We start from the raw sequence: 24639 nt of genomic DNA on the forward strand, positions 1-24639 counted from the left end.
TCAGAACTTGACCTGAGGAACAGCCCTGTCGGCCTCGTTGGTGATTTCGAAATAGGCCATCTTGGCGAAACCGAAGGCCTTGGCGACGAAGTTGGACGGCACGCTCTCAACCTTGACGTTCAGCTCGCGGGCGGCGCCATTATAGTAGCGGCGCGCCATCTGCACTTCGCCTTCGATGGTTTCCAGCGATTTCTGGAGCTCCGCGAAATTCTGGTTGGCCTTGAGGTCCGGATAGGCTTCGGCGAGAGCAATCACGCGGCCGAGCGCCTGGGAGAGCATGCCTTCCGCGACGGCGCGGCCGGCGACATCGCCCTGCGGCACGGCCTGTGCCTTGTTGCGCAGCGCAACCACCTCTTCCAGCGTCGACTTCTCATGGGCCGCATAGCCCTTCACCGTCTCGATGAGGTTGGGGATGAGGTCAGCGCGGCGCTTGAGTTGCACATCGATGCCCGACCACGCCTCTTCCGCCATCTGGCGCGAGCGCACGAGGCCGTTATAGACGATGACGGCATAGGCCGCGATCGCGACGATAATAATCAATGCATACATGGGCTTCCCTCTCCCAACTGTCGCAGGGAGATTAGCCGTGGCGGGTGGGAAAGTCATCCGGGATTTATCGGGAAGGTGAATCGTGGCGCGCGTGAACTTTACGCCACATCCTTCCAGTTCACCCCGCCCGCATCGGTCAGCAGGAAGGCCTCGCCGCAGGCTTTCGCCAGCGTGCGGACGCGCAGGATGTAGGACTGGCGTTCGGTGACCGAGATCACGCCGCGGGCATCCAGCAGGTTGAAGACGTGGGAGGCCTTGATGCATTGATCATAGGCCGGGAAGACGCATTTGTGGAGGCGCAGGTTATCGTTGTCGCCGGGGGCGCCGGCGGCGAGAAGCGCCTGGCATTCCTTTTCGGCGTCCATGAAGTGCCGGTGCAGCATTTCGGTGTCGGCGAATTCGAAATTGTGGCGGGAATATTCCTGTTCGGCCTGCAGGAAGACGTCGCCATAGCTGATCTTCTCGTCGCCTTCGCGGCCGTTGAAGTTCAGGTCATAGACATTGTCGACGCCCTGCACATACATGGCGAGGCGTTCAAGACCATAGGTCAGCTCGCCTGCCACAGGCGAGCATTCGATGCCGCAGACCTGCTGGAAATATGTGAACTGCGAGACTTCCATGCCGTCGCACCAGCATTCCCAGCCGAGCCCCCAGGCGCCGAGCGTCGGGCTTTCCCAGTCGTCCTCGACGAAGCGGATATCGTGGATCAGCGGGTCGAGGCCGATGGCTTCGAGCGAGCCGAGATAGAGCTCCTGCAGGTTGGACGGGTTCGGCTTCAGAATGACCTGATATTGGTAATAGTGCTGCAAGCGGTTGGGGTTTTCACCATAGCGGCCGTCGGAGGGGCGGCGCGAGGGTTGAACATAGGCGGCCTTCCAGGGCTTGGGGCCGAGCGCGCGCAGTGTCGTTGCCGGGTGGAACGTACCGGCGCCCACTTCCATGTCGTAAGGCTGGAGGACGGCGCAACCCTTGTCGGCCCAGTAGTTGTGCAGCGTCAGGATCAGCGCCTGAAAGGAGCGCTTCGGGTCCATGTGGGGAGCGAGGGTCGTGGTCATGTTCTCAGCCATAAGCCTTGGGGAAATCGTGCCTGTCGTTTGGCATATTATCGCCGACAGGGTCAAGCAGAAGGGCTCCATCGCTTCGGCGACACGGGCGCGAGCAAAAGCATCGTTGCATCCGTTCTCCGCTTGGATAGACTTATTCGGACACTCCAAGCCAGAGGTTATCATGCGCCGGGTTTCTCTTGCATTCGCCTTCACCGTTCTCGTCGTTGCATCGGCGCAGGCCGCAAGCGACGCCAAGCCGGGGGAAGAACTGTCGTGCAGCAACATCGTGAAGGTCGGCGATACGGCCAAGACGATAGCGGCGCGCTACAAGGGCGAAACGGCCATCGAGGAGATCACCGGCGCGGAAGGCGCGACGGCGAAGGGGCTTGCGATCTTTCCGAAAGACCCATCGCGCAAGCTCCTGGTGTCCTTCTTCGATGAAGGGATGACGAAGCTCTCGGCCATCGGCCCGGCCGCAGGTGCTTCGCACTGGACGATTGCGGGCCTCAAGCTTGGATCGTCACTTGCCGATGTGGCCAAGGCCAATGGCGGCAAGTTCGAGATCAGCGGCTTCGAATGGGACTATGGCGGCTATGTCACGGACCTCAAGGGCGGCAAGCTTTCCTCCCTTGATGGCGGCTGCGTGGTGACGATCCGCTTCAATCCGCCCGAGGGCAAGGAAGTGCCGGCCGCGCTTTCCGGCGAAAAGAGCGTTGCCTCGTCAGACGCCATGCTCGCCAAGCTGAACCCGCATGTCAGCGAAATCCAGTTGGGCTGGCCAGACGGAGAGGGCGGCAACGGCTCGGGCGACTGAGGCACGAAGAGCACGATCTCGGCTAAAATCGATTAAGATTTCTTCATGATAAGGATGTCGTACCAATTCGCTCGTAAAGGTTCTTGCGATTTCTCAAGAGCGGCGCATAGTCCGCGCTCAAACGGGCCGAAGCCCGCCATGAACGATCCCGAAGGAAACATCCGTTGAGCGCCGTCACAGAGAACGCGACGCCGTTGCAAGCGTCCACTGCAACTGCAAGCCCCTCCACCAGCATGGCCAAGGCCGCGACCGGCCCCGCCATGGCGATCCTGATCATGATCAGCGTGTCGCATATGTTGAACGACCTGATGCAATCGGTCGTGCCGTCGGTCTATCCGATCCTCAAAGACAAGTTCCAGCTGTCCTATGCGGATGTCGGCCTCCTCACCTTCACCTGGCAGCTCACGGCCTCCATTCTCCAGCCGGGGGTCGGCTTCTATACCGACAAGCATCCGAAGCCGTTCAGCCTGGCATTCGGCATGGGCTGCACGTTGATCGGCCTGCTGCTCATGGCCTATGCGACCTCCTATCACCACCTCTTGATCGGCGTGGCCGCGATCGGTGTCGGGTCGTCAGTGTTCCATCCGGAATCGTCTCGCGTGGCGAGGATGGCGTCAGGCGGACGGCATGGTTTTGCGCAGTCGCTATTCCAGGTCGGCGGCAATTTCGGCTCGGCCATCGGCCCGCTGTTGGCCATGCTTCTTGTCGTGCCCTATGGCCAGCATGCGATCAGCTATTTCGGCATTTTCGCGCTAGCCGGCATGGCGATCCTGACGCGCGTCGGCTTCTGGTATCGCGACGAGCGCCGCGCGGCCAAGGGCAAGGCAGCGGTGGCGCATGAATCGCCCGTCAGCCGCAGCGTACTGATCCGCTCGATCGTCATTCTCTGCGCCCTGATCTTTTCGAAGTTTCTCTACATGGCGAGCCTGTCGAGCTACTACATCTTCTACACGATGCAGACGTTCAAGATCTCGACCTCGACGGCGCAGCTGCTGCTTTTCGTCTATCTGGGCGCGGTCGCGGCCGGAACGATTGCGGGCGGGCCGATAGGGGACAGGATCGGGCGTCGCCGCGTCATCTGGTTCTCCATCCTCGGCGTGCTACCGTTCACGCTGCTGCTGCCGTTTGCCAACCTCACCTGGACCGTCATCCTGACGATACCGATCGGCTTCATCCTGGCCTCAGCCTTTCCTGCCATAGTCGTCTACGCGCAGGAACTGGTTCCGGGCAAGCCGGGCACGATCGCGGGTCTGTTCTTCGGATTTGCCTTCGGCATGGGCGGGATTGGCGCAGCACTGCTCGGTGTGCTGGCCGACCATACGTCGATCGGCTTCGTCTATCAGGTCTGCTCGGTTCTGCCAGCGATCGGCCTGCTGGCGATCTTCCTGCCGGATGTGCGGCACGGGGCAGCCTGACCGGAAGAGAGGATCAGGTATCGTCCTTCTTGAGACGATACTCCCCCGTCACGGGATCCTTCACCAGGGTCCCGTGCGCGCCGTTCTCGACCTCGCGACGGCGCGCGTTGGCGTTCTCCGTGGCCTTGCGGGCATCGGCAACGAAACGCCTGAAGAAGATGTAAACGCCTGCCGCAACAATCAGCAGGAAAAGCGTCTGGGGCATCCTGTCCTCACGAAAGGGCGATCAAAGCCCGAAACGACCCCATAATGCCTTGTCTTCCGCCGTTTGCGCAAGGGTGGCAATCGCGCCCTCCCCGGCTGCCGCTCCGATATCGCTGCCGACGCTGACGCCCGGCATGCGGCGCCCGAAGAGCGAGCGCTGGCCGGAAACGAGTTCGAGCTTTACCTTGTCGCCGAAGTCGCGGCGCAGAACCTCGCGGGCATGGCCCAGACCATCAATGAGGCCGAGTTCCCGCGCCTTGATGCCTGTCCAGAACAGGCCTGAAAAGATCGCCGGATCGTCGGCAAGCTTGCCTACTCGACGCTGCTTCACCATATCAATGAAGACCTGATGGATTTCGAGCTGCAACGTCTTCAGATATTCGATGTCGCCTTCCTTTTCCGGCTGAAAGGGGTCGAGGATCGCCTTGTTCTCGCCGGCGGTGTAGACGCGGCGTTCGACGCCGATCTTCTTCAGCAGTTCCGGAAAGCCGAAACCGCCGGATACGACGCCGATGGAGCCGACGATGGAGGTTTCATCCGCAAAGATCACGTCGCCGGCCAGCGCGATCATGTAGCCGCCCGAAGCGGCTACGTCCTCGGCGAAAACATAGACCTTCTTGTTGTGCTCGGCGGCGAGATCGCGAATACGGCGATAGATCAGCCGCGACTGGACCGGCGAACCGCCGGGTGAATTGATCTGAATGGCAACGGCGGAGGATTTCTTCGAGGCGAAGGCCTTTTCGAGCGCGGGCGCAACGCTGGCAAGATTGAGCGCGGGGCGAAACTGGCTGCCGCCCGCCATGATCGTCCCCTGCAGCCGGACAACCGGTATGACCGTCTCCTCTTTCCGAAAGCGGGCAGGGAGGTAGCGGCGAAACAGGTCTTTCATGGATGAGCCTTCAATTGCGGGTGCTGACAGGAGATGTAGGCATCAGCCATCAAAACACAATGGAAGGGCTTAAAAATCAGTGTCCGCCCGCATCTTTGCGGGCCTTGATTGAACCACTCACGCGACGGTCCCGCCGCGCGAGTCTCGAGAGCCGAGCAAGGCTTTAAAGCCGGACCGGGTTTCTCCGCGATCAGTTTCTGATCTTGCCGCGCGATTCGGACCCGTCATTGTAGATGCAATAGCAGGGTTCGCCGTTCTTGCCGGCCTCAACCATGCACCAGTCTTCATTGGCGCTGTCGGAATCGATTACGACGCAACGAGACTGCGGCTTCGCCTCGGCGATCAAGGCGCTGCCGGACAGGATGGCGACGGTTGCAAAAAGGGCGCTGGAAATTCGGGTAACAGTGTTCATTTTTTAAAACCTTTTGAAATTAAACGCCGATAGCCGGCGCGGCCGTTATTCAGGTCATCAATATCGGGCGCGAATTTATGCGCCTCCCCTAAATGAATAACAAAAGGTGCACGGAAGACAAGGCGCGCGCGTGAGCCTTTCACAGCCGAAACGAGCATCCGAATGGCCGGCTCGCCGGCGCGCGGATGAACCAGCGTGATCTCCAGCCCGCCGAAACGGCGGCCGCAGGCGGCGATGATTTCGGCAACGGATTCGGGTCGGGCGATCAGCGACAGTTCTCCGCCCGGCTTGAGGATTGCGCCGGCGGTGCGGATCCAGCTTTCGAAAAGGCCCTCGGTCATGGCATGGGCATCCGCCCTCAGCGCATCCGGCGCCCGACGATCGGCCGCCGCATTGAAGGGCGGGTTCATGATGACGTGATCGAAAACCTCGTCGTCCAGGCCGGCAGCGAGCCTTGCCCTGCCCTTCAGCGTGACATCGGCCTCAACGACAGACACGCGGGCGGCCAGATGCGCGTTTTGCGGCAGGGCAATGGATTTTCGGGCGAATTGGGCCATTTCCGGCGCGCGCTCAATGAGTGCGACGTCGACTTCGGCAAGGCGCGAGGCGACGGCCAGACCGGCCGCACCTGCCCCGGCCCCGAGATCGGCGACCTTCTGCGCGCCCCTGTCGGGCACCATGGCGGCAAGCAACATGGCGTCCACGCCGGAACGATGGCCGCCAGTCGCCGGCTGAACGACATGGAAACCGCCGAAATGAAAGGCGTCGACGGTTTCGGCAGTCACGTCGGGTTCCTGTACCTGAGTTCCGCGGCGAGACCGGCATCGGTCACGATGGCGCGGGCTTCATCGATGCGGTCGCTGTCCACCAGGACGCGGCGAGGAATGGCGCCGATCGAGCCGTCCAGCACGCTCATCGTGTGGTCGGCGACCATGCAAATGATTCCCGCATCCCGCATCAGGCTTTCCAGAAAGGAGATCAGGACCGGATCATTCGTCCGGACAAGCTCTTCCATGTTCCTTATTCTCCTTAAAAACTGCTAGGCGAGGCAAATCGCCTCTTGCCGCGCCTTTGGCCCCTTCGCTATTGTCGAGCGACATAATAGCAGGAGTGCTTTCATTGGGCGTCGTCATACCGCTTGAAGAAAACAAAAACAAACAGGCATCGGTCAAGCCGCTCGTCGACCTGACCAAGAGCGGAATGCAGCGCGTCAACCAGCTGATCCTTTCCAAGGCCGGCTCCGACGTCGAGATGATCCCGGAAGTCGCCAATCATCTGATTTCCTCGGGCGGCAAGCGGCTGCGCCCCATGCTGACGCTGGCGGCTGCGGAACTCTGCGGCTATGTCGGCGAGAACCATATCCGGCTGGCCGCCTCGGTCGAGTTCATGCACACGGCAACACTTCTCCACGACGATGTCGTGGACGAAAGCGCCATGCGGCGCGGCAAGTCGACCGCACGGATGATCTGGGGCAACCAGGCGAGTGTTCTCGTCGGCGACTTCCTGCTCGGCCAGGCCTTCAAGATGATGGTCGATGCCGGGTCGATGGATGCGCTGGACGTGCTGGCGACCGCTGCGACCGTAATTGCCGAGGGCGAGGTCATGCAGCTTTCCGCCGCCAAGAACATGGAAACGACGGAGGACGACTATCTCGCCGTCATCCGGGCCAAGACGGCCGCGCTGTTTGCTGCGGCCGCGGAAGTCGGCCCGATTGTGGCTGGCGAAAGCAAGGCGATGCGCAATGCGCTGAAGTCCTACGGCATGAACCTTGGCCTTGCCTTCCAGCTGGTCGACGACGTGCTGGATTACGGCGGCTCGAGCGCCGAGCTGGGCAAGAACACCGGCGACGACTTCCGCGAAGGCAAGATCACGCTGCCGGTCATTCTCGCCTACCGCCGCGGGTCGGCGGAGGAGCGCGCCTTCTGGAAGAAAGCCATCGAGGAAGGCCAGTCGAGCGACGAGAACCTGGCGATCGCTTTTGGCCTCATCAAGAAATATGGCAGCCTTGCCGACACCATCACGCGTGCGCGCCATTACGGCACCATTGCGCGCGATGCATTGGCACCGCTGCCGGAAACACCGCTCAAGGATGCACTGCTCGAGGTGATCGATTTCTGCATCGAACGCGTCAGCTGAGTCGCCTGCCGCCCGCGATCCGTAAACTACGGAGCCGCGAACGGCGGGGGGACGGATTTTGTTGCGGCGCTGCTTCAAAAAAGCCATGCTCGGTCCGAATCATACCGACGGCGACGCGGCCGTCTGATGTCCGCGTCCGTGGACGTTGTTGAAAGGTTTCTTCATGCGGAAATTGTCACTTTCGGCTCTTCTTTGCAGCGCAGCGCTTGCGGCACTTCTTGCCGGCGCGGGCGGCGCATGGGCCAAGCCGGCGGAGACGCCCGCCAAGGCCGAGGTCGAAGTGAAATTCGATCCGGAATCGGTCGACAGTTTCGCAGGCGCCTATCTGGCCGCGTTCACCGCCGATAGCGATGGCGACTACAAGCACGCGATCGAGCTCTATCGCGTGGCGCTCGATTTCGAGCCGAACAATCTGCAGATTCAGGAGCGGTTGATGATCAATCTGTTCCTGAACGGCGACTTCGACGATGGCGTCAAGCTTGCCCAGACGCTCAAGAAGGATCCCGCCGTCGAGCGCGTCACCACGCTGTCGCTGGGCATCGACGCGATCCGGCAGAAGCAGTTTTCCAAGGCGCGCAAATTGCTCGTCTACAAGGGGCCGAACGATCTCGACCGCATGATGAACAGTCTTCTCGTCGCCTGGGCCGATTTCGGCGCGGGCAAGAAGAAGGAAGCGCTGGACTCCATCGTCAATCTGAACGGGCCCGAGTGGTTCAAGATCTTCAAGAACTATCATGCCGGCGTGATGTCGGCGCTGGCGGGCGACAAGGAGAACGCCCGCAAGTATCTGACCAACGCGATCACCGACAAGGAAGGCGGCGCTGCGGCGCAGGATGTCTTCGTGCGTTCCGTCATTGCACTGGCCGGTGTCGAGTCGCAGTCCGGCGACAAGCAGAAGGCGCTCGACGCGCTGGCCTCCGGCGAAGAACTGACGGGCCGCTATGCGCCCTTTCAAACCGTACGCGACATGATCGAAAAGGGTCAGCCGATCAAGCAGCAGGTGGCATCGCCCGCCGATGGCGCAAGCGCCGTGCTCTTTTCCATCGGCAGCGCGCTCAACCAGTCGGTCAGCGGCAATGCCGGCATGCGCGACAATGCGCAGGAAATCGTGGCTTTTTACCTGAACGCAGCGCTGGCGCTTTCGCCCGATAGCGCCGATGTGATGATTCTCCTCGGCAGCGTCGCCGATGGCGCCGGCAAGCCGGAAAAGGCGATCGACTATTATAGCAAGGTGGATCCGGCTTCGCCGATGCACCGTGTCTCGGAACTGCAGATGGGTCTGGACCTCGGCCAGACGGGCAAGCATGAGGAAGCTGTTCAGCATCTCAAGAAGCTGATTGCGGAAGACCCGTCAGATTTCCGCTCTTACCTTGCTCTGGGCAGCGTCTACGCCGACAAGGAAAACTATGCGGCGATGGCATCGACCTATGACGACGCGGTGAAGGCCATCGGTCCCAACCCCACACGCGGCCAATGGGCGATCTTCTATCAGCGCGGCATCGCCTATGAGCGACTGAAGAAGTGGGCCGACGCCGAGCCGAACTTCAAGAAGGCGCTGGAACTTTTCCCCGACCAGCCTCAGGTCTTGAACTATCTCGGCTATTCCTGGATCGACATGAACACGCATCTCGACGAAGGCATGGCCATGATCAAGAAGGCCGTCGATATTCGTCCGGACGACGGCTATATCGTCGATTCGCTCGGCTGGGCCTATTACCGCACCGGCAAGTATGAGGATGCCGTGCGCGAGCTTCAGCGTGCCGTGCAGCTGAAGGAAGGCGACGCGACTATCAACGATCACTATGGCGATGCGCTGTGGCGGGTTGGCCGCAAGCTCGAGGCGACGTTCCAGTGGAACCGCGCCCTGGTGGCCAAGCCGGAGCCCGATCTGGAAGCCAAGATCAAGGCCAAGCTGAAGGATGGACTGCCCGACCTGAACGGCAAGACACCGGCCGAGGCCGATGCCGAAAAGGCCATTCAGGCGCCGGCGTCCGATGCGCCGGGCAAGAAGTCCTGACCGGGCAACCGAGCAGGACATTTCGCCATGGCTCTTACTGAAATCGCCCCGGCGAAGATTAATCTTGCGCTGCACGTGACCGGGCAGCGCGAGGATGGCTATCACCTGCTTGAAACCGTCGTGACCTTTTCCAACGCCGGCGATGTGGTGACTGTGGAGGCAGCGGCAGAGGACGGTTTCTCCATGTCCGGCCGCTTCTCGCAGGGACTTTCGCGGCAAGCCGGAGGATCGGACGGCAACCTGGTCCTGAGGGCGCGCGACGCGCTGCGCGAGGCTTTGGCCGAAGAGGGTTTGAGCGCACCGCCCGTCACCATCCATCTCGAAAAGAACTTGCCCGTTGCCTCCGGCATAGGCGGCGGCTCGGCGGATGCTGCGGCCACGCTGCGGGCCCTGCTACGCCACTGGCATGCGGCCCCCGCTGCCGCCGCGCTGGACCGGCTGGCTATCCGGCTCGGCGCTGATATTCCGATGTGCATGGTGGGCAAGCCGCTGATGGCAAGCGGCGTGGGTGAGAACATCGCCTTGCTGCCCGGGATGCCGTCCTTCCATTGCATCATTGCCAACCCGCTGCAGCCGGTTTCAACGCCGCAGGTCTTTCAGCGGCTAACCGAAAAGCACAATCCACCTATCTCCGCCCTGCCCGTTCTGACGAGCCCGGTCGACTGGCTCGCCTGGCTTGGCAGCCTGCGCAACGATCTCGAGCCGCCGGCGCGGCAGCTGCAGAGCAGGATCGCCGAGCTGTCGGGCCTCATGAAGGACACGGGTGCCGCCCTTGTCAGGATGTCCGGTTCGGGTGCAAGCTGCTTTGCACTTTACGAAACGGAAGCGCAGGCCAGCGAAAGCCTTGAGAAGCTGACTGCGGCGCGCCCGCAATGGTTCTTCATGCAGACACGCACGGTGGGAACAGGAGATTGAGGCCATGCCCGGACTTGACGCGACGCGCCCCTTCATCCCCGTGGGCATTGCGATCCTGACCGTCTCGGATACGCGGACACTTGCCGACGACAAATCCGGCGACACGCTGCAGGCGCGCATTCTGGACGCCGGCCACACGCTCGTCGACCGGGCCATCGTCACCGACGACAAGGCGCTGATCCGCGCACGCGTCGAAGCCTGGACGAAGCAGGACGATATCGACGTCGTCATCACCACCGGCGGAACGGGCTTTACCGGGCGCGATGTCACACCGGAAGCGCTGGAGCCGCTGTTCGAGAAGAAGATGGACGGCTTCTCGGAAGTCTTCCACCGCATTTCCTATGACAAGATCGGCACGTCGACGATCCAATCACGCGCCACGGGCGGCGTTGCCAATGCGACCTTCATCTTCGTGCTGCCCGGCTCGCCCGGCGCCTGCAAGGACGCCTGGGACGGCATTCTGAAAGGCCAGCTCGACTATCGCCACCTGCCATGCAATTTCGTGGAAATCATGCCGCGGCTGGATGAGCATCTGAAACGCGGTCAACCTGCGAGCTGACACCGCTCAATCGGCCAGTCAGAGCGCCGTGCGCTAGATCTCGCGCGCCGTCACCCAGGCAGGGATGATCTCGGAACGCAGCACGCGTTTCTTCAACCCCGCCGCAAGCTTTTCCAGATTGAAGCCGCTGCGGGCGAGTGTCATGGCCTGACGCTTGGTCAGGATGACCCCGTTTTCCAGCGCACGGCGCTTACGGCCGATCCGCTGAAACAGCGGCTTCCTGAAGGTGCGGGAATCGGAAAAACGGGCGGGATCTCGCGTCACCGACGCGTATTCGAAGATCTCCTCGATCCACCCGGGTTGCGGCCTTGCACCGGGCTCGATGAGAAACAGCCAGTCGCCGCGCGCGGCCTCCAGCACATCCTTGATTTCCCAGGCGCCGTAATAACGACAGCCAGCGGCTTCGGCGAGCTTCTGAATGCCGTCGCTGGAGCCCCGATCCAGAATGAGAACATCGGAAACCAAGCCTTCGACCGCACCCGACACCAGCGCATTCAGCGTATGCGCCGCCTCAGTCTCCTGATCTCTGCATTCCATGATGATCGTCAGCATGAAATCGATTTAACGCATTGCAGCATGAAATGCCACATTTCTGTCACGAGGGATGATTGCAAGTTTGTTCTTGTCTTGTTCTCATTTCCGCGATAGGAATATAGTCATTGAACCGGCGAGCGAGTCTCGTTGCAGTTTAGAATACGCATCGTGCCTGCCGACAATCGAATGCGATTTTCGGACCGATGCGGAGGGAGTTTCCGATGGCAATTCGAACCGATTTTGCCGAGGGTGCCTTTGCGCCCTCGCACAGGGCAGACATGGCCGAAGCACTGGCAACGGCCTCAGGCGCGCGCATCGACGTCAACCGGCGGCGTGGCCGCGCCGCCGCTCTCAACATGGCCGGCCGGTTCGAGGCGCTGGAGCGGACCCGGACAGACGATGGCTGGGATATTCCCGAAGAATTGCCGCCGTTCAACACTGAAGTGCAAGTGGAAAAGCCGCGCACGGCGCTGACGCGCAACGAGTCGCCGGACATTCCCTTCGACCGTTCTATCAACCCCTATCGCGGCTGCGAGCATGGCTGCATCTATTGTTTCGCGCGGCCTTCGCATTCCTATATGGGGCTTTCGGCCGGCCTCGATTTCGAGGCCAAGCTGTTCGCGAAGCCTGATATCGCCAAGCTGCTGGAGCGCGAGCTTTCCAAGCCCGGCTACAAGCCACGGCCCATCGCCATCGGCACCAATACGGACCCCTATCAGCCCATCGAGAAGGAATGGCGGATCATGCGTCAGGTTCTCGAAGTGCTGGAAGCGGCGCACCATCCCGTGACCATCGTGACGAAATCGGCGCTGGTGACACGCGACATCGATATTCTGAGCCGCATGGCGAAGGAAGGTCTCGCCAAGGTCGCTCTCTCGGTGACGACACTGGACCGGGCACTGGCGCGGGCCATGGAGCCCCGCGCGGCAACACCGGCCAAGCGTCTTGAGGCGATCAAGGAACTCTCGGAAGCCGGTATTCCGGTCGGTGCGATGATGGCGCCGATCATTCCGGGTCTCACCGACCACGAGATCGAGCGGGTTCTGGATAGCGTCAAAACCGCAGGCGCCCGGGAAGCGAATTACGTGCTGCTGCGTCTGCCTTTCGAGGTCAGCCCGCTCTTTCGCGACTGGCTGCTGCGGAACTATCCGGACCGCTATCGCCATGTCATGTCGCTCATACGCTCCATGCGCGACGGCAAGGATTATGACGCGGAATTCGGCAAGAGGATGAAGGGCGCCGGTCCTTATGCCTGGCAGATCCATCGCCGCTTCCAGATGGCCTGCAAGCGGCTCGGCCTCGACCAGCAGCGCCTGCCCTTGCGCGACGATTTGTTTGTCCCGCCATCTGGCGCGGGCGTCCAGCTGTCGCTCCTTTGACATTTGACGCAATTCCGGACGCGAAGCCGGCTCCCACTTTCGCTGGAATTGCTCTTTGCCCGCCGCAATTCCGGACGCGAAACCGGTTCCCACTTTCGCTGGAATTGCTCTTTGCCTGCCGCAATTCCGGACGCGAAACCGGTTCCCACTTTCGCTGGAATTGCTTGAAAACCTCCAGTCGTCGCGATGGACCCCGCATCGTGACAACACCCCGGCGGACCGCCTATCTGCCGGGGACTTGCGGGGAATCGGCGCGGCATGCCAAAATCGCCGCATGATCAAACGCCTGCCCGCCGATTCCCCCACTCTTTTCGCCCTTCCGGAGGGCCCCGATTTTGCCTTCGAGGAAATGGCACGGCGTGACGGCTTTCAATGCGTAGCCGGGGCCGATGAAGCCGGGCGCGGGCCGCTGGCCGGGCCCGTTGTCGCAGCCGCCGTCATCTTCCATGACAAGTCCACGCCGAAAGGCCTCAACGATTCGAAACAACTGAGCCTGGCGCAACGCGAATATCTGTTCGATGAGATCATGGCCACCGCCACGGTCGCTATCGCCTCATCCAGCGCGCCGACGATCGACCGGATCGATATCCGCAAGGCCAGCCTCGACGCCATGCGCCGCGCGCTTCTTCTGCTGACCGTCCAGCCGGATTATGCACTGATCGACGGCCGCGATGTGCCAACCGGCCTGCATTGCCGCGGCAAGGCCGTGATCAAGGGCGATGCGCGATCGCTGTCGATTGCCGCGGCGTCGATCATCGCCAAGGTCACCCGCGACCGGATGATGGCGCGCGCCGGTCTGGTCTTTCCGGCCTACGGCTTCGAGCGTCATGCAGGCTATGCGACGGCAGAACACCGCGCGGCGATTACCAGGGCTGGCGGATGCATGCTGCACCGTTGGAGTTTCCGGCCCCTGCGGCAAGATGACAGCGCTGCGAACGCGGGCATCGCCGACTGAGCCGGGCGCCCGTCCTAGAGCGCGTCCGGCAAAAGTGCGTAACCGGTTTTGCGTCCGGACTGCGTAAACGCAAAAGGCCGGCACTAGGCCGGCCTTTGCCATTCTCATCGAACTGATTGATCAGTTCAAACGGGTGCGAACCTGTTCGATCGCGTTCTGGAAGAGCGCATCGCCGGTGGCGCCGGTTGCCTTTTCGGCAGCAACCTTCTGAGCAGCAGCAATCGCGATATCCACGGCAGCTGAGCGAACGGCATTGATCGCATCGGCTTCGGCCTGCTTGATCTTCTGCTCGGACAGCTGGTTGCGGCGGGCAACATAGTCCTCCGTCTTGCGCTTGGCGTCTTCGGCAAGAGCAGCGGCTTCGCGCTTGGCGGCAGCAACGATGTGCTCTGCTTCAGCTTCGGCTTCCTTGCGCTTGCGCTGGTATTCGGCCAGCAGCGCCTGTGCCTCTTCGCGAAGACGAGCAGCTTCGGCCAGATGTGCCTTGATGTCGTCAGCGCGCTTGTCAAGCGCCTTGCCGATCGTGCCCGGAACCTTGAGGTAAACCACCAGGCCCAGGAAGAGCAGCAGCGATACAAAGGCCCAAAGAGTTGCCCAATCTGTTGCGTTCATCGAAGAACCCTCCTCAGTTGCCTGCGGCCGACTTGACGGCGGCAGCGGCTTCCGCGCTCGTCAGCTCGACGCCAACGACCTGACGGACGATTTCGGTTACGGTTTCTTCGGCAATCGAACCGACTTCTGCGAGTGCCGCAGACTTGATCGATGCGATGTGCTGTTCAGCAGCAGCAAGCTTCTGGGACAGGCTGGCCTCAACAGCAGCGCGTTCCTTTTCGGCCTCGGCCTTGACGACAGCGGCGGCTTCAGCAGCGATGCTGCCGGCCTTTGCGCGGGCGTCGGCGAGTTCCTTTTCGAAGGCAGCAACCGCTGCATCCGATTCAGCCTTCATGCGAGACGCTTCGTCGAGGTCGCGCGCAATCCGGTCCTGGCGATCTTCGAGGATCGCACCGATGCGAGGCGCAACCGCGCGGGAAATGATCAGGTAGAAAATCCCGAACGTAATCGCCAGCCAGAGGATCTGGGAGCCGAAGTAGTGCGGGTTGAACGGCGGAAAACCGCCTTCGTGGCCGGCCGCTTCCGCAGGAACCTGCGTTCCGGCTGCAGCTTCCGTTGACGCGGCAAAAGCCGATGTCACGAACATTGTCACCTCCAGGTGCGGATACGTCATGAAAAAAGGGCCACGATGTTCGCCGCGCGAAGCCCGTGGCCCTCTTTGGATCGAAGAGGTATCAGCCGAACAGGGCGAGCAGTGCTACGAGCAGCGAGAAGATGCCCAGAGCTTCCGTAACGGCGAAGCCGAAGATCAGGCGGCCGAACTGGCCGTCAGCAGCCGACGGGTTGCGCAGTGCGCCAGCGAGGTAGTTGCCGAAGATGGTGCCGAGGCCGATGCCAGCGCCGCCCATGCCGAGGCAAGCGATACCAGCGCCGATGTACTTTGCTGCTTGAGGATCCATGTTCTACTCCTTGGAAATGGTTTTGTTGCGGCTTTAGACTGACGCCGATTTGGCGTCAACGTTTTTTTCCTTGCTTGCTGCTTAGTGCCCAGGATGCAAAGCGTCATTGAGGTACATGCAGGTCAGTACCGCAAAGACGTATGCCTGGAGGAACGCAACAAGGAATTCGAGACCGGTCAGCGCGACTGCCATCAGAAGCGGCAGAACAGCACCGGCGACGCCGATGGCGCCGAGCGAACCGAGCGAGAAGACGAAGCCCGCAAACACTTTCAGCGTGATGTGTCCGGCCAGCATGTTGGCGAAAAGACGAACCGACAGGCTGATCGGGCGGGACAGGAACGAGATCACTTCGATGGCGACGACGAGGGGCAGAAGAACGCCCGGAACACCACTCGGAACGAAGAGGTTCAGGAAGTGGAAGCCATGCTTGTAGAAGCCATAGACCACGACAAGGCCAATCACGAGAATGGCAAGCGCGAAAGTAACGATGATGTGGCTGGTGACCGTGAAGAAGTACGGAATCATGCCGAGAAGGTTGGCAACCAGAATGAACATGAACAGCGAGAAGACCAGCGGGAAGAATTTCATCCCGTGGCTGCCGGCGCCGTCGCGCAGCATGTTGGCGACGAACTCGTAGCTCATTTCAGCCATAGACTGACCGCGACCCGGAACGAGGGAGCGGCTGGATGTGGTGAAATAAAGGAAGGCTGCGGCGGCCAGGACCGTCAGCACCATGAACAGCGAGGAATTGGTGAACGAGAGGTTCAGCCCGCCGAAATCGATGTGAAAGAGTTCCTTCAGATGGAACTGGTGGATCGGATCAACCTTGTCAGCTGCAGACACAGTCAAGTCTCTTTCGTTCTATCGCGACCCGTTTTGGGATCACGTCTTTTCATCATCATGCCGCGAGCTACGCCCGGACAGTTCATTTCGTGTCGTCGCGCTTCCGAGGCTGCGGTGTCGCCACCACGCCGAGCGCGCGCATTACATTCAGAACCGCTGCGCAGAACCCGAGGAGGAGGAAGACAATCATCCCCCAAGGCCCGGTTCCCGCCAGCGTATCGACGACATAACCGATCAGCGCGCCCACGAGGACGCCCGCAATGAACTCGCTGGAAACCTTGATCGCCTGGGAATATGCGCTTTTATCCGCGCCCCTGGCCTTGTCCCCTGCCCTGTCAGCGGCCGTCTTTCGCTCTGCGATGCGCTCGCCCAGATCGTTCAAGCGCTTGTCGAGACCGTTTTCCCCGTCATCCATCTTAAGCGCCCTCCACGGTCCGTGTTCGGCGAAACCCTCTCCGGTCGCGCCTCACGGCAGTTTTGCGGCGCCAGTATGGCCCGTTCCTCAATTCGCGCGCAACATAGTTTTGTGAACCCGTCTAGTCAAGGCTGACAGGGAATGAAGCCTCAAAGAGTTTCTTATGGAAAATCAAATAGTTGCAAATGTGAGACGAAAGTTATTCTGAATCGGACCCTACAAGGGGGGCAAAAGGCCGCAGCCGAGCCCCCGTGAGCTCAGCTCCAGCCGCCATAACGGGTGCGATAGAAGATGTGATCGCCGATGCGGGCGACGCGGATCATGGTGCGCGCCCAGGCGGGATGCACATAGGTCGCGTGGTAATGCGTGGCGGAACCGACTTCCGGCAGCCAGATCTTTCCGGCCGTCACTGCCATGGCGACATCCTTGGCGACCTTCCAGCTGTCACGGTTCAGGATACGGTCAAGAAGGTTGTCGCAGGCGAAGGAGAACTGGCAGCGGTTCTTCCAGTCTTCGTTCTGGTAGACGACGTTGCAGATGGTCTTGGGATAGGCCGGATTGCGCACGCGGTTGAGAATGACCTGCGCGACGGCGGCCTGACCCTTGATCTCTTCCCCGCGGGCTTCGAAATAGATGCCGCGCGTCAGGCAGTCCTGTTCTTCGGCGGTGAAGACAATCGGGGGCAACGGGGTCGCGGCCCAGGCATGATCCTTGGGGCCGATCTCCGGCACGAAGCGGCCATCATCGGCATTCTGGTTCAGGATTGAGTCGAAGGGAGAGACGCGCGCATAGTCCGGGCCGGAATTGGCATAGGCGGTCGCCAGAATATCGGCGCGCTTGTTGTTGACGAGGCCGGCGATTTCGGTCGGCACGCTGTCATCGACAGCCTGCGGCGCCTTCTTCACATAGAAGGTCTCGGCAATCTGCAATTCCTTGCCGGTGATCTTCGGCTTGACGAAGGCGAGCTCCTTGTCGAGCTTGCTGAGCGGCGTGAAGTTGAAGCTCGTGCGATCGAGGATGGAGCCGGCCGTGAAGGCTTTCGGCGGGGCTACCGGAATAATCGCCAGAATGCGGGACTTTTTAAGCCCGCGCGTCACGCGCGCCTCATCCGGCGTCGCATCGGCACTCTTCTTATCGTTGCTGAGCGCGACCTTGGTGCCATCAGGAAGGGCGAGACCGGCGCTGCCAGCAATGCTTCCCGTCTGCATCGGATCCTTATAGACGACATTGGCCTGCTGTATGGAGCCGGCGGGCGACCGGGTCAGCAGCATGTTCGCTCCGCCGCTGTTGAGGCCGGAGAGATAGGCCGCAATGTCGGAGCGTCCCGTTTCCGTGGGCAACGCCATGTGCGCAGCGAGGCCCATGGCGGCAATCGTCAGCATCTTGCGGTTCACAAAGCCGCCAGCGCTCAGCGCAATCGCATTCCTACGCACGCACGCAACTCCAAACTGCATGTCTTCGATGCAGTTGAAAATGCATTATTAACCTTGATACTTGGTTAACGCCGCCTCGGAGCGCAATGCGGCCCCGAAGCGATTGCCCTCGCCAACGTCAGATCACGACCTGCGATCCGAGTTCGACGACGCGGTTTGACGGCAGACGGAAATAGTCGGACGGGCGCGTCGCGGTGTTGGCCAGCGCGATGAAGAGCTTGTCCTGCCAGAGCGGCATGCCGCCATCCGGGCTTGCCAGCAGCTGCCGTCGGCCGAGATAGAACGAGGTCGACATGATCTCGAACTTCATGCCCTCCTTGCGGATACGCCCCAGTGTCTTGGTGATGTCCGGCATTTCCATGAAGCCGAAGCGGACTTCGAGGCTGGTGAACCGGTCGGACAGATGGGAGAGCGAATAGCGGATATCGTCCGGCACATAGGGCTTGTTGGCCGTGCGCACCGACAGGATGATGTTCTGCTTGTGCAGCACGTGGTTGTGCTTGATGTTGTGCAGCAGCGTTGCCGGTGCGAAGCCCGGATCCGACGTCAGGAAGATGGCCGTGCCGGGCACGGTAGCCGGCGCATGCTCGCTTTCGCGGCTCACCATCTCGATGAACTTGTCGATCGGGATATTGTTGGCCTTGGCCTTTTCCGCCAGGATGCGGCTGCCGCGGCGCCAGGTCCACATAACGATGACGATGCCGGCAGCAATCAGGATCGGGACATAGCCGCCGTCATGGATCTTGAAGAGGTTCGCGCCCAGGAAGACAAGCTCCAGAAGCAGAAGCGGCAGCAGGCCCGCAATGGCGGCTGCAAGGCTCCAGTGCCATTGCTTGCGGACGAATTCGAAAGCCATGACCGTGGTGATCGTCATCGCGCCGGTGACCGAAATGCCATAGGCGGTGGCCAACGCATCGGAACTGCGGAAACCGAGAACCAGGAACACGACGCCGATCATCAGGATGATATTGACCCCCGGCAGGAAGATCTGGCCGGTATGGGTTTCGGATGTATGCTGGATTTCCATGCGCGGCAGGAAGTTCAGGTGGATCGCCTGACGCACCAGCGAGAAGGCCCCCGTGATCACGGCCTGGCTGGCGATGATGGTCGCAGCCGTCGCCAGAATGACCGCCGGCAACAGCGCCCAGGAGGGGAACATCAGGAAGAACGGATTTTCGGCCGCTTCCGGATGTTTCAAAATGAATGCGCCCTGGCCCAGATAGTTGAGCATCAGCGCAGGGAAGACGAGTGCAAACCAGGCGAGCTGGATTGGCCGGCGGCCGAAATGGCCAAGGTCGGCATAAAGCGCTTCCGCGCCCGTGACCGTCAGGAACACGGCACCCAGAACGACGACGCCGAGCCATTGTTCGCGAAACAGGAAGGTTGCCGCATGATAGGGATTGAGAGCTGTGAAAATCGTCAGGTCGTCGGCGATGTGAACGATGCCGATGACGCCCATGACGAGGAACCAGATCGCCGTGATCGGACCGAAAAAGGCCGAGACTGCGCCGGTCCCGCGCGACTGGACCAGAAACAGCGCGATCAGGATCGTCAGCGATAGAGGCAGGACGAATTCCTTCAATTCCGGCGTCACGAGCTGCAGGCCTTCGACAGCCGAGAGCACCGATAGCGCCGGCGTGATCATGGAATCGCCGAGGAACAGCGCGGAGCCGGCGATGCCCATGAAGAACAGCACGGCGGCATGGCCATTGGCGGTCTTCATCAGCAGGGCGAGCAGCGACAGCGTGCCGCCTTCACCGCCGTTGTCGGCGCGCAGCAGGAAGAGCACGTATTTCAGCGTCACGATGATGGTCAAAGTCCACAGCATCAGCGAGATGATGCCGACGACTTCGCCCCGGTCGATGCCGTCCACCGAAACAGGCCGCAGCGCTTCCTTGAAAGCGTAGAGCGGGCTGGTGCCGATGTCGCCATAGACGACGCCGACAGAGCCGAGCGCCAGCGTCAGCAGACTTTTCAGACCAGAAGGCCCCTGTTGTTCATTATCAACCGAATTGCTCATATTGAACCTTCACGCTCCGGCCCGTGAGACCTAGAGCCACCCTTTCCAGCGGAAAAAGAAGAATGGAACGATTGCCGATAAGACCATGAGGCATAACGCAAGAGGATAGCCATAGGTCCATTCGAGCTCCGGCATGACCTTGAAATTCATGCCGTAGATGGAAGCTGCCAGCGTCGGCGGAAGAAAAACGACGCTGGCGATGGAGAAGATCTTGATGATCGCGTTCTGCTCCAGATTGATGAAGCCCAGCGAGGCATCGAGCAGAAAGGTGATGTTGCCGGACACGAAGTTGGCGTGTTCGGACAGCGACTGCACGTCCCGCGTGATGGTGCGGCACAGTTCGCGCATGTCCTTATCCTCCTGGAGGACAGGCAGGGCGTAGAAGAAGGTCAGAAGCCGGTAGAGCGACGCGAGACTGTCGCGCGTCTTGGCGACGAGGCGCTGTTCCTCGCCGATATTAAAGAGAATGGCCTGCGGAAACACCCGGCCGCGCCGGCCTTGCCGCGCATTGGCGGCAAAAACGTGACGCGAGATGTCGTCGACCTTGCGCTCAGCCAGCTCGAGAATCTCGGCGCTGCGGTCGCTGACCGTTTCCAGCAGGCGAGACAAAACCTTGAGCCCGGACCAGCGGCCGTCCACGCAACGGGAAAACGCGCCGATGAAGAGGCCGATCGCCTTCGGCTCGGCATAACGCACCGTCACCAGACGGCCCGCCGCCAGGACGAAGCCGATGTCGGTCAGTTCCGGCTGCTCGCTGTCGGAGCGCCAGACGACGGAGGCCGTCATGTAGATTGCGGAGTTTTCGGCATAGAGACGGCTGGATGGCTCGATGTCCTTCAACTCGTCGCGCGTGGGCACGGCAATGCCCAGAACGCGCTCGACGAGCGTCTCTTCATCGCGCGTCGGGCAATGAAGATCTATCCAGACGGTATCGTCCGGACAGACATCAATCGGCTCCGCGGCTGCAAGAGGCCGTGCGCTGCCATCAGCGCTATAAATCATGATCATGAAACGGGATGGTCCCTGCCAATTTGAAACGTCGTGTGCGGTGTTATCGTCAGGCCTGTGGCCGCGTCCGCTGTCCTAAGGATTTTCCTACGTTCATTTCAATTCCGCAGATGCCTGGCGGGTCTCTGTGCCGCGCCAATCAGGCCCCTGCTGCGCTGCATTCAAATCACAGGGCGATTAAGATTCCAAGCGGAAATTTGACGAAAAACCGGCTTTTCAATGAAGCGCCCTGTGGCTTTCGGTCGCTGGATACGTCCAGCATACCTGTCTTATTCGAAGGTGATCTCCGGAAATACAGGGGCTGCGCGGCCTTCAATACCTTCCCAGACCCGACGCGCAATCTCGCGATAGGCCTTTGCATGCGGCCCGTCGGAATGGCTGACGACAACAGGTGTGCCAGCATCGGAATTCAGCCGGATCTCCATGTCGAGCGGAATTTCACCCAGGAACGGCGCGCCGATCTTTTGCGCTTCGGCCTTTGCCCCGCCATGGCCGAAGATATCGTGGCTCGTGCCGCAATTGGGGCAGACGAAATAGCTCATATTCTCGACGATGCCGAGGATCGGAACCTCGACCTTGTTGAACATGTTGACGGCCTTGCGTGCATCGATCAGCGCCAGATCCTGCGGCGTCGAAACGATCACGGCGCCAGCAAGCGCCGCCTGCTGGGCAAGCGTCAGCTGCACATCGCCGGTGCCGGGCGGCATGTCGATGACCAGAACGTCCAGATCGCCCCAGGCGACCTCGCGCAGCATCTGCAGGAGGGCGGACTGGATCATCGGGCCGCGCCAGATCATGGCGGTGCCTTCATCGACCAGGAAACCCATGGACATGACCTTCATGCCGTAGTTTTCCATCGGACGGATCAGCTTCCCGTCGATCTGCTGGGGGCGACCGGCAATCTTCATCAGACGCGGCAGGGACGGACCGTAGATATCGGCGTCGAGAACGGCGGCGCGCAGACCGTTTGCCTGGAAGGCCAGCGCCAGATTGACGGCCGTCGTCGACTTGCCAACGCCGCCCTTGCCGGAGGCGACGGCGACGATCGCGCCGATGCCGGGAATGGCCTGTTTTGCGACCGGGCGCGGCTGGGCATGGGCGTGAGCCGGACGCTGCGACTGCGCCGCAGCCGCAGGCGAGCCGGCCTTGCGGTCGGCGGTCAGCACGACCGTCGCCGCTTCGATCCCCGGAACGGACGATGCAAGGCGCGCCGCCTCTTCGCGCAGCGGTTCGAGACTGCTGGCGGCCTCGGACGGAACCGAGATGGAGAAATAGGCCTTGCCCTGAGAGACGAAGACATCCGAGACGAGGCCGAGGCTGACGACGTCTTTCCCCGCTCCGGGCATCTGCAGCGTTTTCAGCTTGTCGATGACCCTGGCGGAAAGTTCTGCCGACATCGCATTCTCCTTCATTGCTGATGTGGCCCGCCCGAGGGAAGGCCGTTTTTCAGCGTCTCATTTAAGACAGGCGGGCTGTTACGGCAAGAAGGGGTCGCGCGAGCGGAACTGGTGCTCGTTGCCGGAGCGCATCTCCGGACAATCGACCAGCGGCACCTCTTCGCCGTCGCGGACCACCCGATCGACCATGTAGAGCGGTCGTCCCTTGCTCTGCTGAACGAGGCGGCCGATATATTCGCCGAGGATGCCGAGCGTGATCAACTGCACCGCGCTGAAGACCGTGATGGCCACCATGGTACTCGACCAGCCGGTGACAGCCCAACCGGCCTCGAAGCTGTAAAACGTGTAGCCAAGAAGGCAAAGCGCGATGAAGGCGGTGACGACACCGGCCCAGGAGGCGATTCGCAGCGGCCGTGCCGAGAAGCCGGTAATCGCATCGAGCGCGAGGCGCAGGAGCTTCGAATAGGAATATTTGGTGGTCCCGGCATGGCGTTGATCGCGCTCATAGATGATCGGCACCTGCCGACCGCCGATCCAGCTGATCATGCCGCGCAGGAAGCGATCACGCTCCGGCATGGACAGAAGAAGCTCGGCGACACGCCGTGTCATGAGGCGGAAATCGCCGGTGTCGGAGGGGATGTCAACGCTGGCCAGCCAACGCAGCAGACGGTAGAAGATGGCCGAGGTCGTCAGCTTCATCCAGCTTTCGCCCTTGCGCGCACCACGCTGACCATAGACAACGTCGGCACCACGATCCATGATCGCCATCATGTCGCCGAGCAGTTCCGGCGGATCCTGAAGGTCTGCATCGATCAACAGAACGCGGGCGCCTCGTGAAGAGGCGATGCCGGCGGTCGAGGCAAGTTCATGTCCATGATTGCGCATCAGCCTGACGCCGACGATTTCCGGATTCTCGCGCGACATATGCTCGATCTTCGACCATGTCGCATCGCGCGACCCGTCATCAACGAGAACAAGCTCGAAGCTTCCCGCCGCAACGACACGTCCTGTGGCAAGGGCCCGTCGCGCGAACTCCTCAATCACGTCCTCCTCGTTGTAACAAGGCGCAACGATGGAAACTCTGAGGGGGCTGTCGATCGAACTCATGACACCTTCCGTTGATTGCGGCGCCATATATACACCTGAACGCCGCAGAGAAATCTGGGAATGTCCTTAGCCCAAATGGGCTATGAATTTCCACGGATTTATGCAGGCGGAAAACGTCAGCGGATCAGCCCGATGCGCAGGGCCTTGGCCACCGCCTGCGTCCGGTTCGAGGTTCCCAGTTTCTTGGCGGCACGGTTGAGATAGTGATTGACCGAATGTTCCGACACGCCGAGCGTTTCAGAGATTTCGGCACTCGTGCGGCCGGCCGATGTCAGGATCAGGCACTCCACCTCGCGTTCGCTCAGCTCTTCGGCCGGCTTTTCATCCGCATATTGAAGTTGCGAAATCCGCTCGAAAAGCAGCGTCGAGATCATCGACAGCTGCAGCATTTCGTTAATTTCGGCGGGCTCGCGGTCACCCGAAAGCATCACGGCGGCCCGGTTGCCCAGCACATCATGCACGGGGAAATAAATGCCGCGCTCCATCTTGAAGCTGGTGAACAGTTCAACAGCCTTGGCGACCACTCCCTGAAGATCAGCTTCCGGAATCGTCGTCATGTCGAAGCGGAACGGTGTTACGGATTTCTTCAGACGCGCCAGAATGGGACTTTGCTTGAGAAACCCCTGCTCGTCATACCGGCTGACGAGCTCCGCCGGCCAGCTGCAGATAATGGAGAGTGCAGAGAGCGTGATGTCTTCCAGATCACGCGGCATGCGCATGACCATAAAGGCGCGCCAGCCGAACTCGGCCGTTACGCGCTTGAGGGCGCGGAAAACGTCGAACTGGGTTCTCAGCTCGGAGAACTCCAGTTCGAAACTGGCTCCGGCCTTCCACAATTCTGCGATATCTCGCTCTGTGAAAATAGCTTGTCGCAAGACAATACCTTTCGCTTGGCTCATCGCCTGCGCTTGATGAACGATAGGCAAATTGGAGCGCCCATCGACATCGATACGATAGAAGAAGTCAATCGAACAATTCAGAAACAGCCCAAGTTAAATTCGGAACTTGAGTTTTCCGGAACAGATTCAATTGCAAGTCGCCTAAATTAACAAGGGCTTACACTTCTTCGTTGTTCCCTTGC

27 protein-coding genes are annotated in these 24639 nt (G+C 60.9%); 8 read left to right on the forward strand and 19 right to left on the reverse strand.

The genetic code is table 11. The annotated features are described in order from the left end of the window. Positions 1 to 549: a LemA family protein gene (locus LQK83_RS17915; protein ID WP_230838762.1), complete on the reverse strand. Its 549-nt coding sequence runs from the start codon at positions 547 to 549 to the stop codon at positions 1 to 3. A 98-nt stretch (positions 550 to 647) separates the two neighbouring features. Continuing rightward, the gene (locus tag LQK83_RS17920; protein ID WP_230838800.1) at positions 648 to 1580 is read right to left on the reverse strand and encodes a glycine--tRNA ligase subunit alpha; all 933 of its coding nucleotides are present in this window, start codon (positions 1578 to 1580) and stop codon (positions 648 to 650) included. A 196-nt stretch (positions 1581 to 1776) separates the two neighbouring features. Here LQK83_RS17920 and LQK83_RS17925 point away from each other — a divergent pair, with 196 nt between their 5' ends. After that, entirely contained in the window at positions 1777 to 2409 is a 633-nt protein-coding gene (locus LQK83_RS17925) for a hypothetical protein (protein WP_230838763.1), read from the forward strand. Positions 2410 to 2642: 233 nt separating this feature from the next. Continuing rightward, a complete protein-coding gene (locus LQK83_RS17930; protein WP_230838801.1) occupies positions 2643 to 3824 on the forward strand; it encodes an MFS transporter in 1182 nt (393 codons plus the stop codon). A gap of 13 nt (positions 3825 to 3837) precedes the next feature. Here LQK83_RS17930 and LQK83_RS17935 read toward each other — a convergent pair whose 3' ends face one another. The 5 genes from LQK83_RS17935 to LQK83_RS17955 form a co-directional block, all read right to left on the reverse strand. Continuing rightward, positions 3838 to 4029: a hypothetical protein gene (locus LQK83_RS17935; protein WP_230838764.1), complete on the reverse strand. Its 192-nt coding sequence runs from the start codon at positions 4027 to 4029 to the stop codon at positions 3838 to 3840. Between the two features lie 21 nt (positions 4030 to 4050). Next, positions 4051 to 4917, reverse strand: coding sequence for a S49 family peptidase (locus LQK83_RS17940; protein WP_230838765.1), 867 nt, complete (start codon positions 4915 to 4917; stop codon positions 4051 to 4053). Positions 4918 to 5107: 190 nt separating this feature from the next. Then, positions 5108 to 5329, reverse strand: a complete 222-nt coding sequence (locus LQK83_RS17945) for a hypothetical protein (protein ID WP_230838766.1) — start codon at positions 5327 to 5329, stop codon at positions 5108 to 5110. Further along, positions 5326 to 6114 (reverse strand): tRNA1(Val) (adenine(37)-N6)-methyltransferase, encoded by a 789-nt coding sequence (locus LQK83_RS17950; RefSeq protein WP_230838767.1) that lies wholly within the window; start codon positions 6112 to 6114, stop codon positions 5326 to 5328. Before LQK83_RS17950 ends, LQK83_RS17945 begins: the two co-directional genes overlap by 4 nt. After that, positions 6111 to 6344 carry a putative signal transducing protein gene (locus LQK83_RS17955; RefSeq protein WP_230838768.1) on the reverse strand — a complete coding sequence of 78 codons (234 nt, stop codon included), beginning with the start codon at positions 6342 to 6344 and terminating at the stop codon, positions 6111 to 6113. The genes LQK83_RS17950 and LQK83_RS17955 overlap by 4 nt, the downstream gene beginning before the upstream one ends. 104 nt (positions 6345 to 6448) lie before the next feature. Here LQK83_RS17955 and LQK83_RS17960 point away from each other — a divergent pair, with 104 nt between their 5' ends. From LQK83_RS17960 to moaB, 4 genes are all read left to right on the forward strand, one after another. Continuing rightward, positions 6449 to 7465 carry a polyprenyl synthetase family protein gene (locus LQK83_RS17960; RefSeq protein ID WP_230838769.1) on the forward strand — a complete coding sequence of 339 codons (1017 nt, stop codon included), beginning with the start codon at positions 6449 to 6451 and terminating at the stop codon, positions 7463 to 7465. 163 nt (positions 7466 to 7628) lie between these two features. After that, on the forward strand, positions 7629 to 9482 hold the full coding sequence (locus LQK83_RS17965; protein WP_230838770.1) for a tetratricopeptide repeat protein: 1854 nt from the start codon (positions 7629 to 7631) through the stop codon (positions 9480 to 9482). 27 nt (positions 9483 to 9509) lie between these two features. Beyond that, positions 9510 to 10397 (forward strand): 4-(cytidine 5'-diphospho)-2-C-methyl-D-erythritol kinase, encoded by an 888-nt coding sequence (locus LQK83_RS17970; protein ID WP_230838771.1) that lies wholly within the window; start codon positions 9510 to 9512, stop codon positions 10395 to 10397. 4 nt (positions 10398 to 10401) lie between these two features. After that, entirely contained in the window at positions 10402 to 10956 is a 555-nt protein-coding gene (gene moaB, locus LQK83_RS17975) for a molybdenum cofactor biosynthesis protein B (protein WP_230838772.1), read from the forward strand. Positions 10957 to 10989: 33 nt separating this feature from the next. Here moaB and LQK83_RS17980 read toward each other — a convergent pair whose 3' ends face one another. After that, positions 10990 to 11508, reverse strand: coding sequence for a glycosyl transferase (locus LQK83_RS17980; RefSeq protein ID WP_230838773.1), 519 nt, complete (start codon positions 11506 to 11508; stop codon positions 10990 to 10992). Between the two features lie 203 nt (positions 11509 to 11711). On the opposite strand from LQK83_RS17980, the gene LQK83_RS17985 reads away from it, so the two are divergent. After that, entirely contained in the window at positions 11712 to 12869 is a 1158-nt protein-coding gene (locus LQK83_RS17985; protein WP_230838774.1) for a PA0069 family radical SAM protein, read from the forward strand. Positions 12870 to 13143: 274 nt separating this feature from the next. After that, positions 13144 to 13824: a ribonuclease HII gene (locus LQK83_RS17990; RefSeq protein WP_230838802.1), complete on the forward strand. Its 681-nt coding sequence runs from the start codon at positions 13144 to 13146 to the stop codon at positions 13822 to 13824. 120 nt (positions 13825 to 13944) lie between these two features. Here the strand turns inward: LQK83_RS17990 and LQK83_RS17995 are convergent, their stop codons facing one another. The 11 genes from LQK83_RS17995 to LQK83_RS18045 form a co-directional block, all read right to left on the reverse strand. Then, a complete protein-coding gene (locus LQK83_RS17995; RefSeq protein WP_230838775.1) occupies positions 13945 to 14436 on the reverse strand; it encodes a F0F1 ATP synthase subunit B in 492 nt (163 codons plus the stop codon). 13 nt (positions 14437 to 14449) lie between these two features. Further along, positions 14450 to 15022 (reverse strand): F0F1 ATP synthase subunit B, encoded by a 573-nt coding sequence (locus LQK83_RS18000; protein ID WP_230838776.1) that lies wholly within the window; start codon positions 15020 to 15022, stop codon positions 14450 to 14452. Between the two features lie 88 nt (positions 15023 to 15110). Further along, positions 15111 to 15335 carry a F0F1 ATP synthase subunit C gene (locus LQK83_RS18005; RefSeq protein ID WP_109855594.1) on the reverse strand — a complete coding sequence of 75 codons (225 nt, stop codon included), beginning with the start codon at positions 15333 to 15335 and terminating at the stop codon, positions 15111 to 15113. Between the two features lie 81 nt (positions 15336 to 15416). Then, positions 15417 to 16178 (reverse strand): F0F1 ATP synthase subunit A, encoded by a 762-nt coding sequence (locus LQK83_RS18010; protein ID WP_230838777.1) that lies wholly within the window; start codon positions 16176 to 16178, stop codon positions 15417 to 15419. 82 nt (positions 16179 to 16260) lie between these two features. Then, positions 16261 to 16593 (reverse strand): AtpZ/AtpI family protein, encoded by a 333-nt coding sequence (locus tag LQK83_RS18015; protein WP_230838778.1) that lies wholly within the window; start codon positions 16591 to 16593, stop codon positions 16261 to 16263. Between the two features lie 257 nt (positions 16594 to 16850). After that, positions 16851 to 18026 (reverse strand): cell wall hydrolase, encoded by a 1176-nt coding sequence (locus tag LQK83_RS18020; protein ID WP_442966793.1) that lies wholly within the window; start codon positions 18024 to 18026, stop codon positions 16851 to 16853. Between the two features lie 118 nt (positions 18027 to 18144). After that, positions 18145 to 20046 (reverse strand): potassium transporter Kup, encoded by a 1902-nt coding sequence (locus tag LQK83_RS18025; RefSeq protein WP_230838779.1) that lies wholly within the window; start codon positions 20044 to 20046, stop codon positions 18145 to 18147. 30 nt (positions 20047 to 20076) lie between these two features. Then, positions 20077 to 21054 (reverse strand): magnesium transporter CorA family protein, encoded by a 978-nt coding sequence (locus LQK83_RS18030; protein ID WP_230838780.1) that lies wholly within the window; start codon positions 21052 to 21054, stop codon positions 20077 to 20079. 269 nt (positions 21055 to 21323) lie between these two features. After that, positions 21324 to 22451, reverse strand: coding sequence for an Mrp/NBP35 family ATP-binding protein (locus LQK83_RS18035; protein WP_230838781.1), 1128 nt, complete (start codon positions 22449 to 22451; stop codon positions 21324 to 21326). Positions 22452 to 22529: 78 nt separating this feature from the next. After that, a complete protein-coding gene (locus LQK83_RS18040; RefSeq protein ID WP_230838782.1) occupies positions 22530 to 23558 on the reverse strand; it encodes a glycosyltransferase family 2 protein in 1029 nt (342 codons plus the stop codon). Between the two features lie 116 nt (positions 23559 to 23674). Next, a complete protein-coding gene (locus LQK83_RS18045; RefSeq protein ID WP_230838783.1) occupies positions 23675 to 24394 on the reverse strand; it encodes a helix-turn-helix transcriptional regulator in 720 nt (239 codons plus the stop codon). Positions 24395 to 24639: the final 245 nt, after the last annotated feature.

The organism is Rhizobium sp. C1, assembly GCF_021026335.1.
Lineage (GTDB): Bacteria > Pseudomonadota > Alphaproteobacteria > Rhizobiales > Rhizobiaceae > Ensifer_A.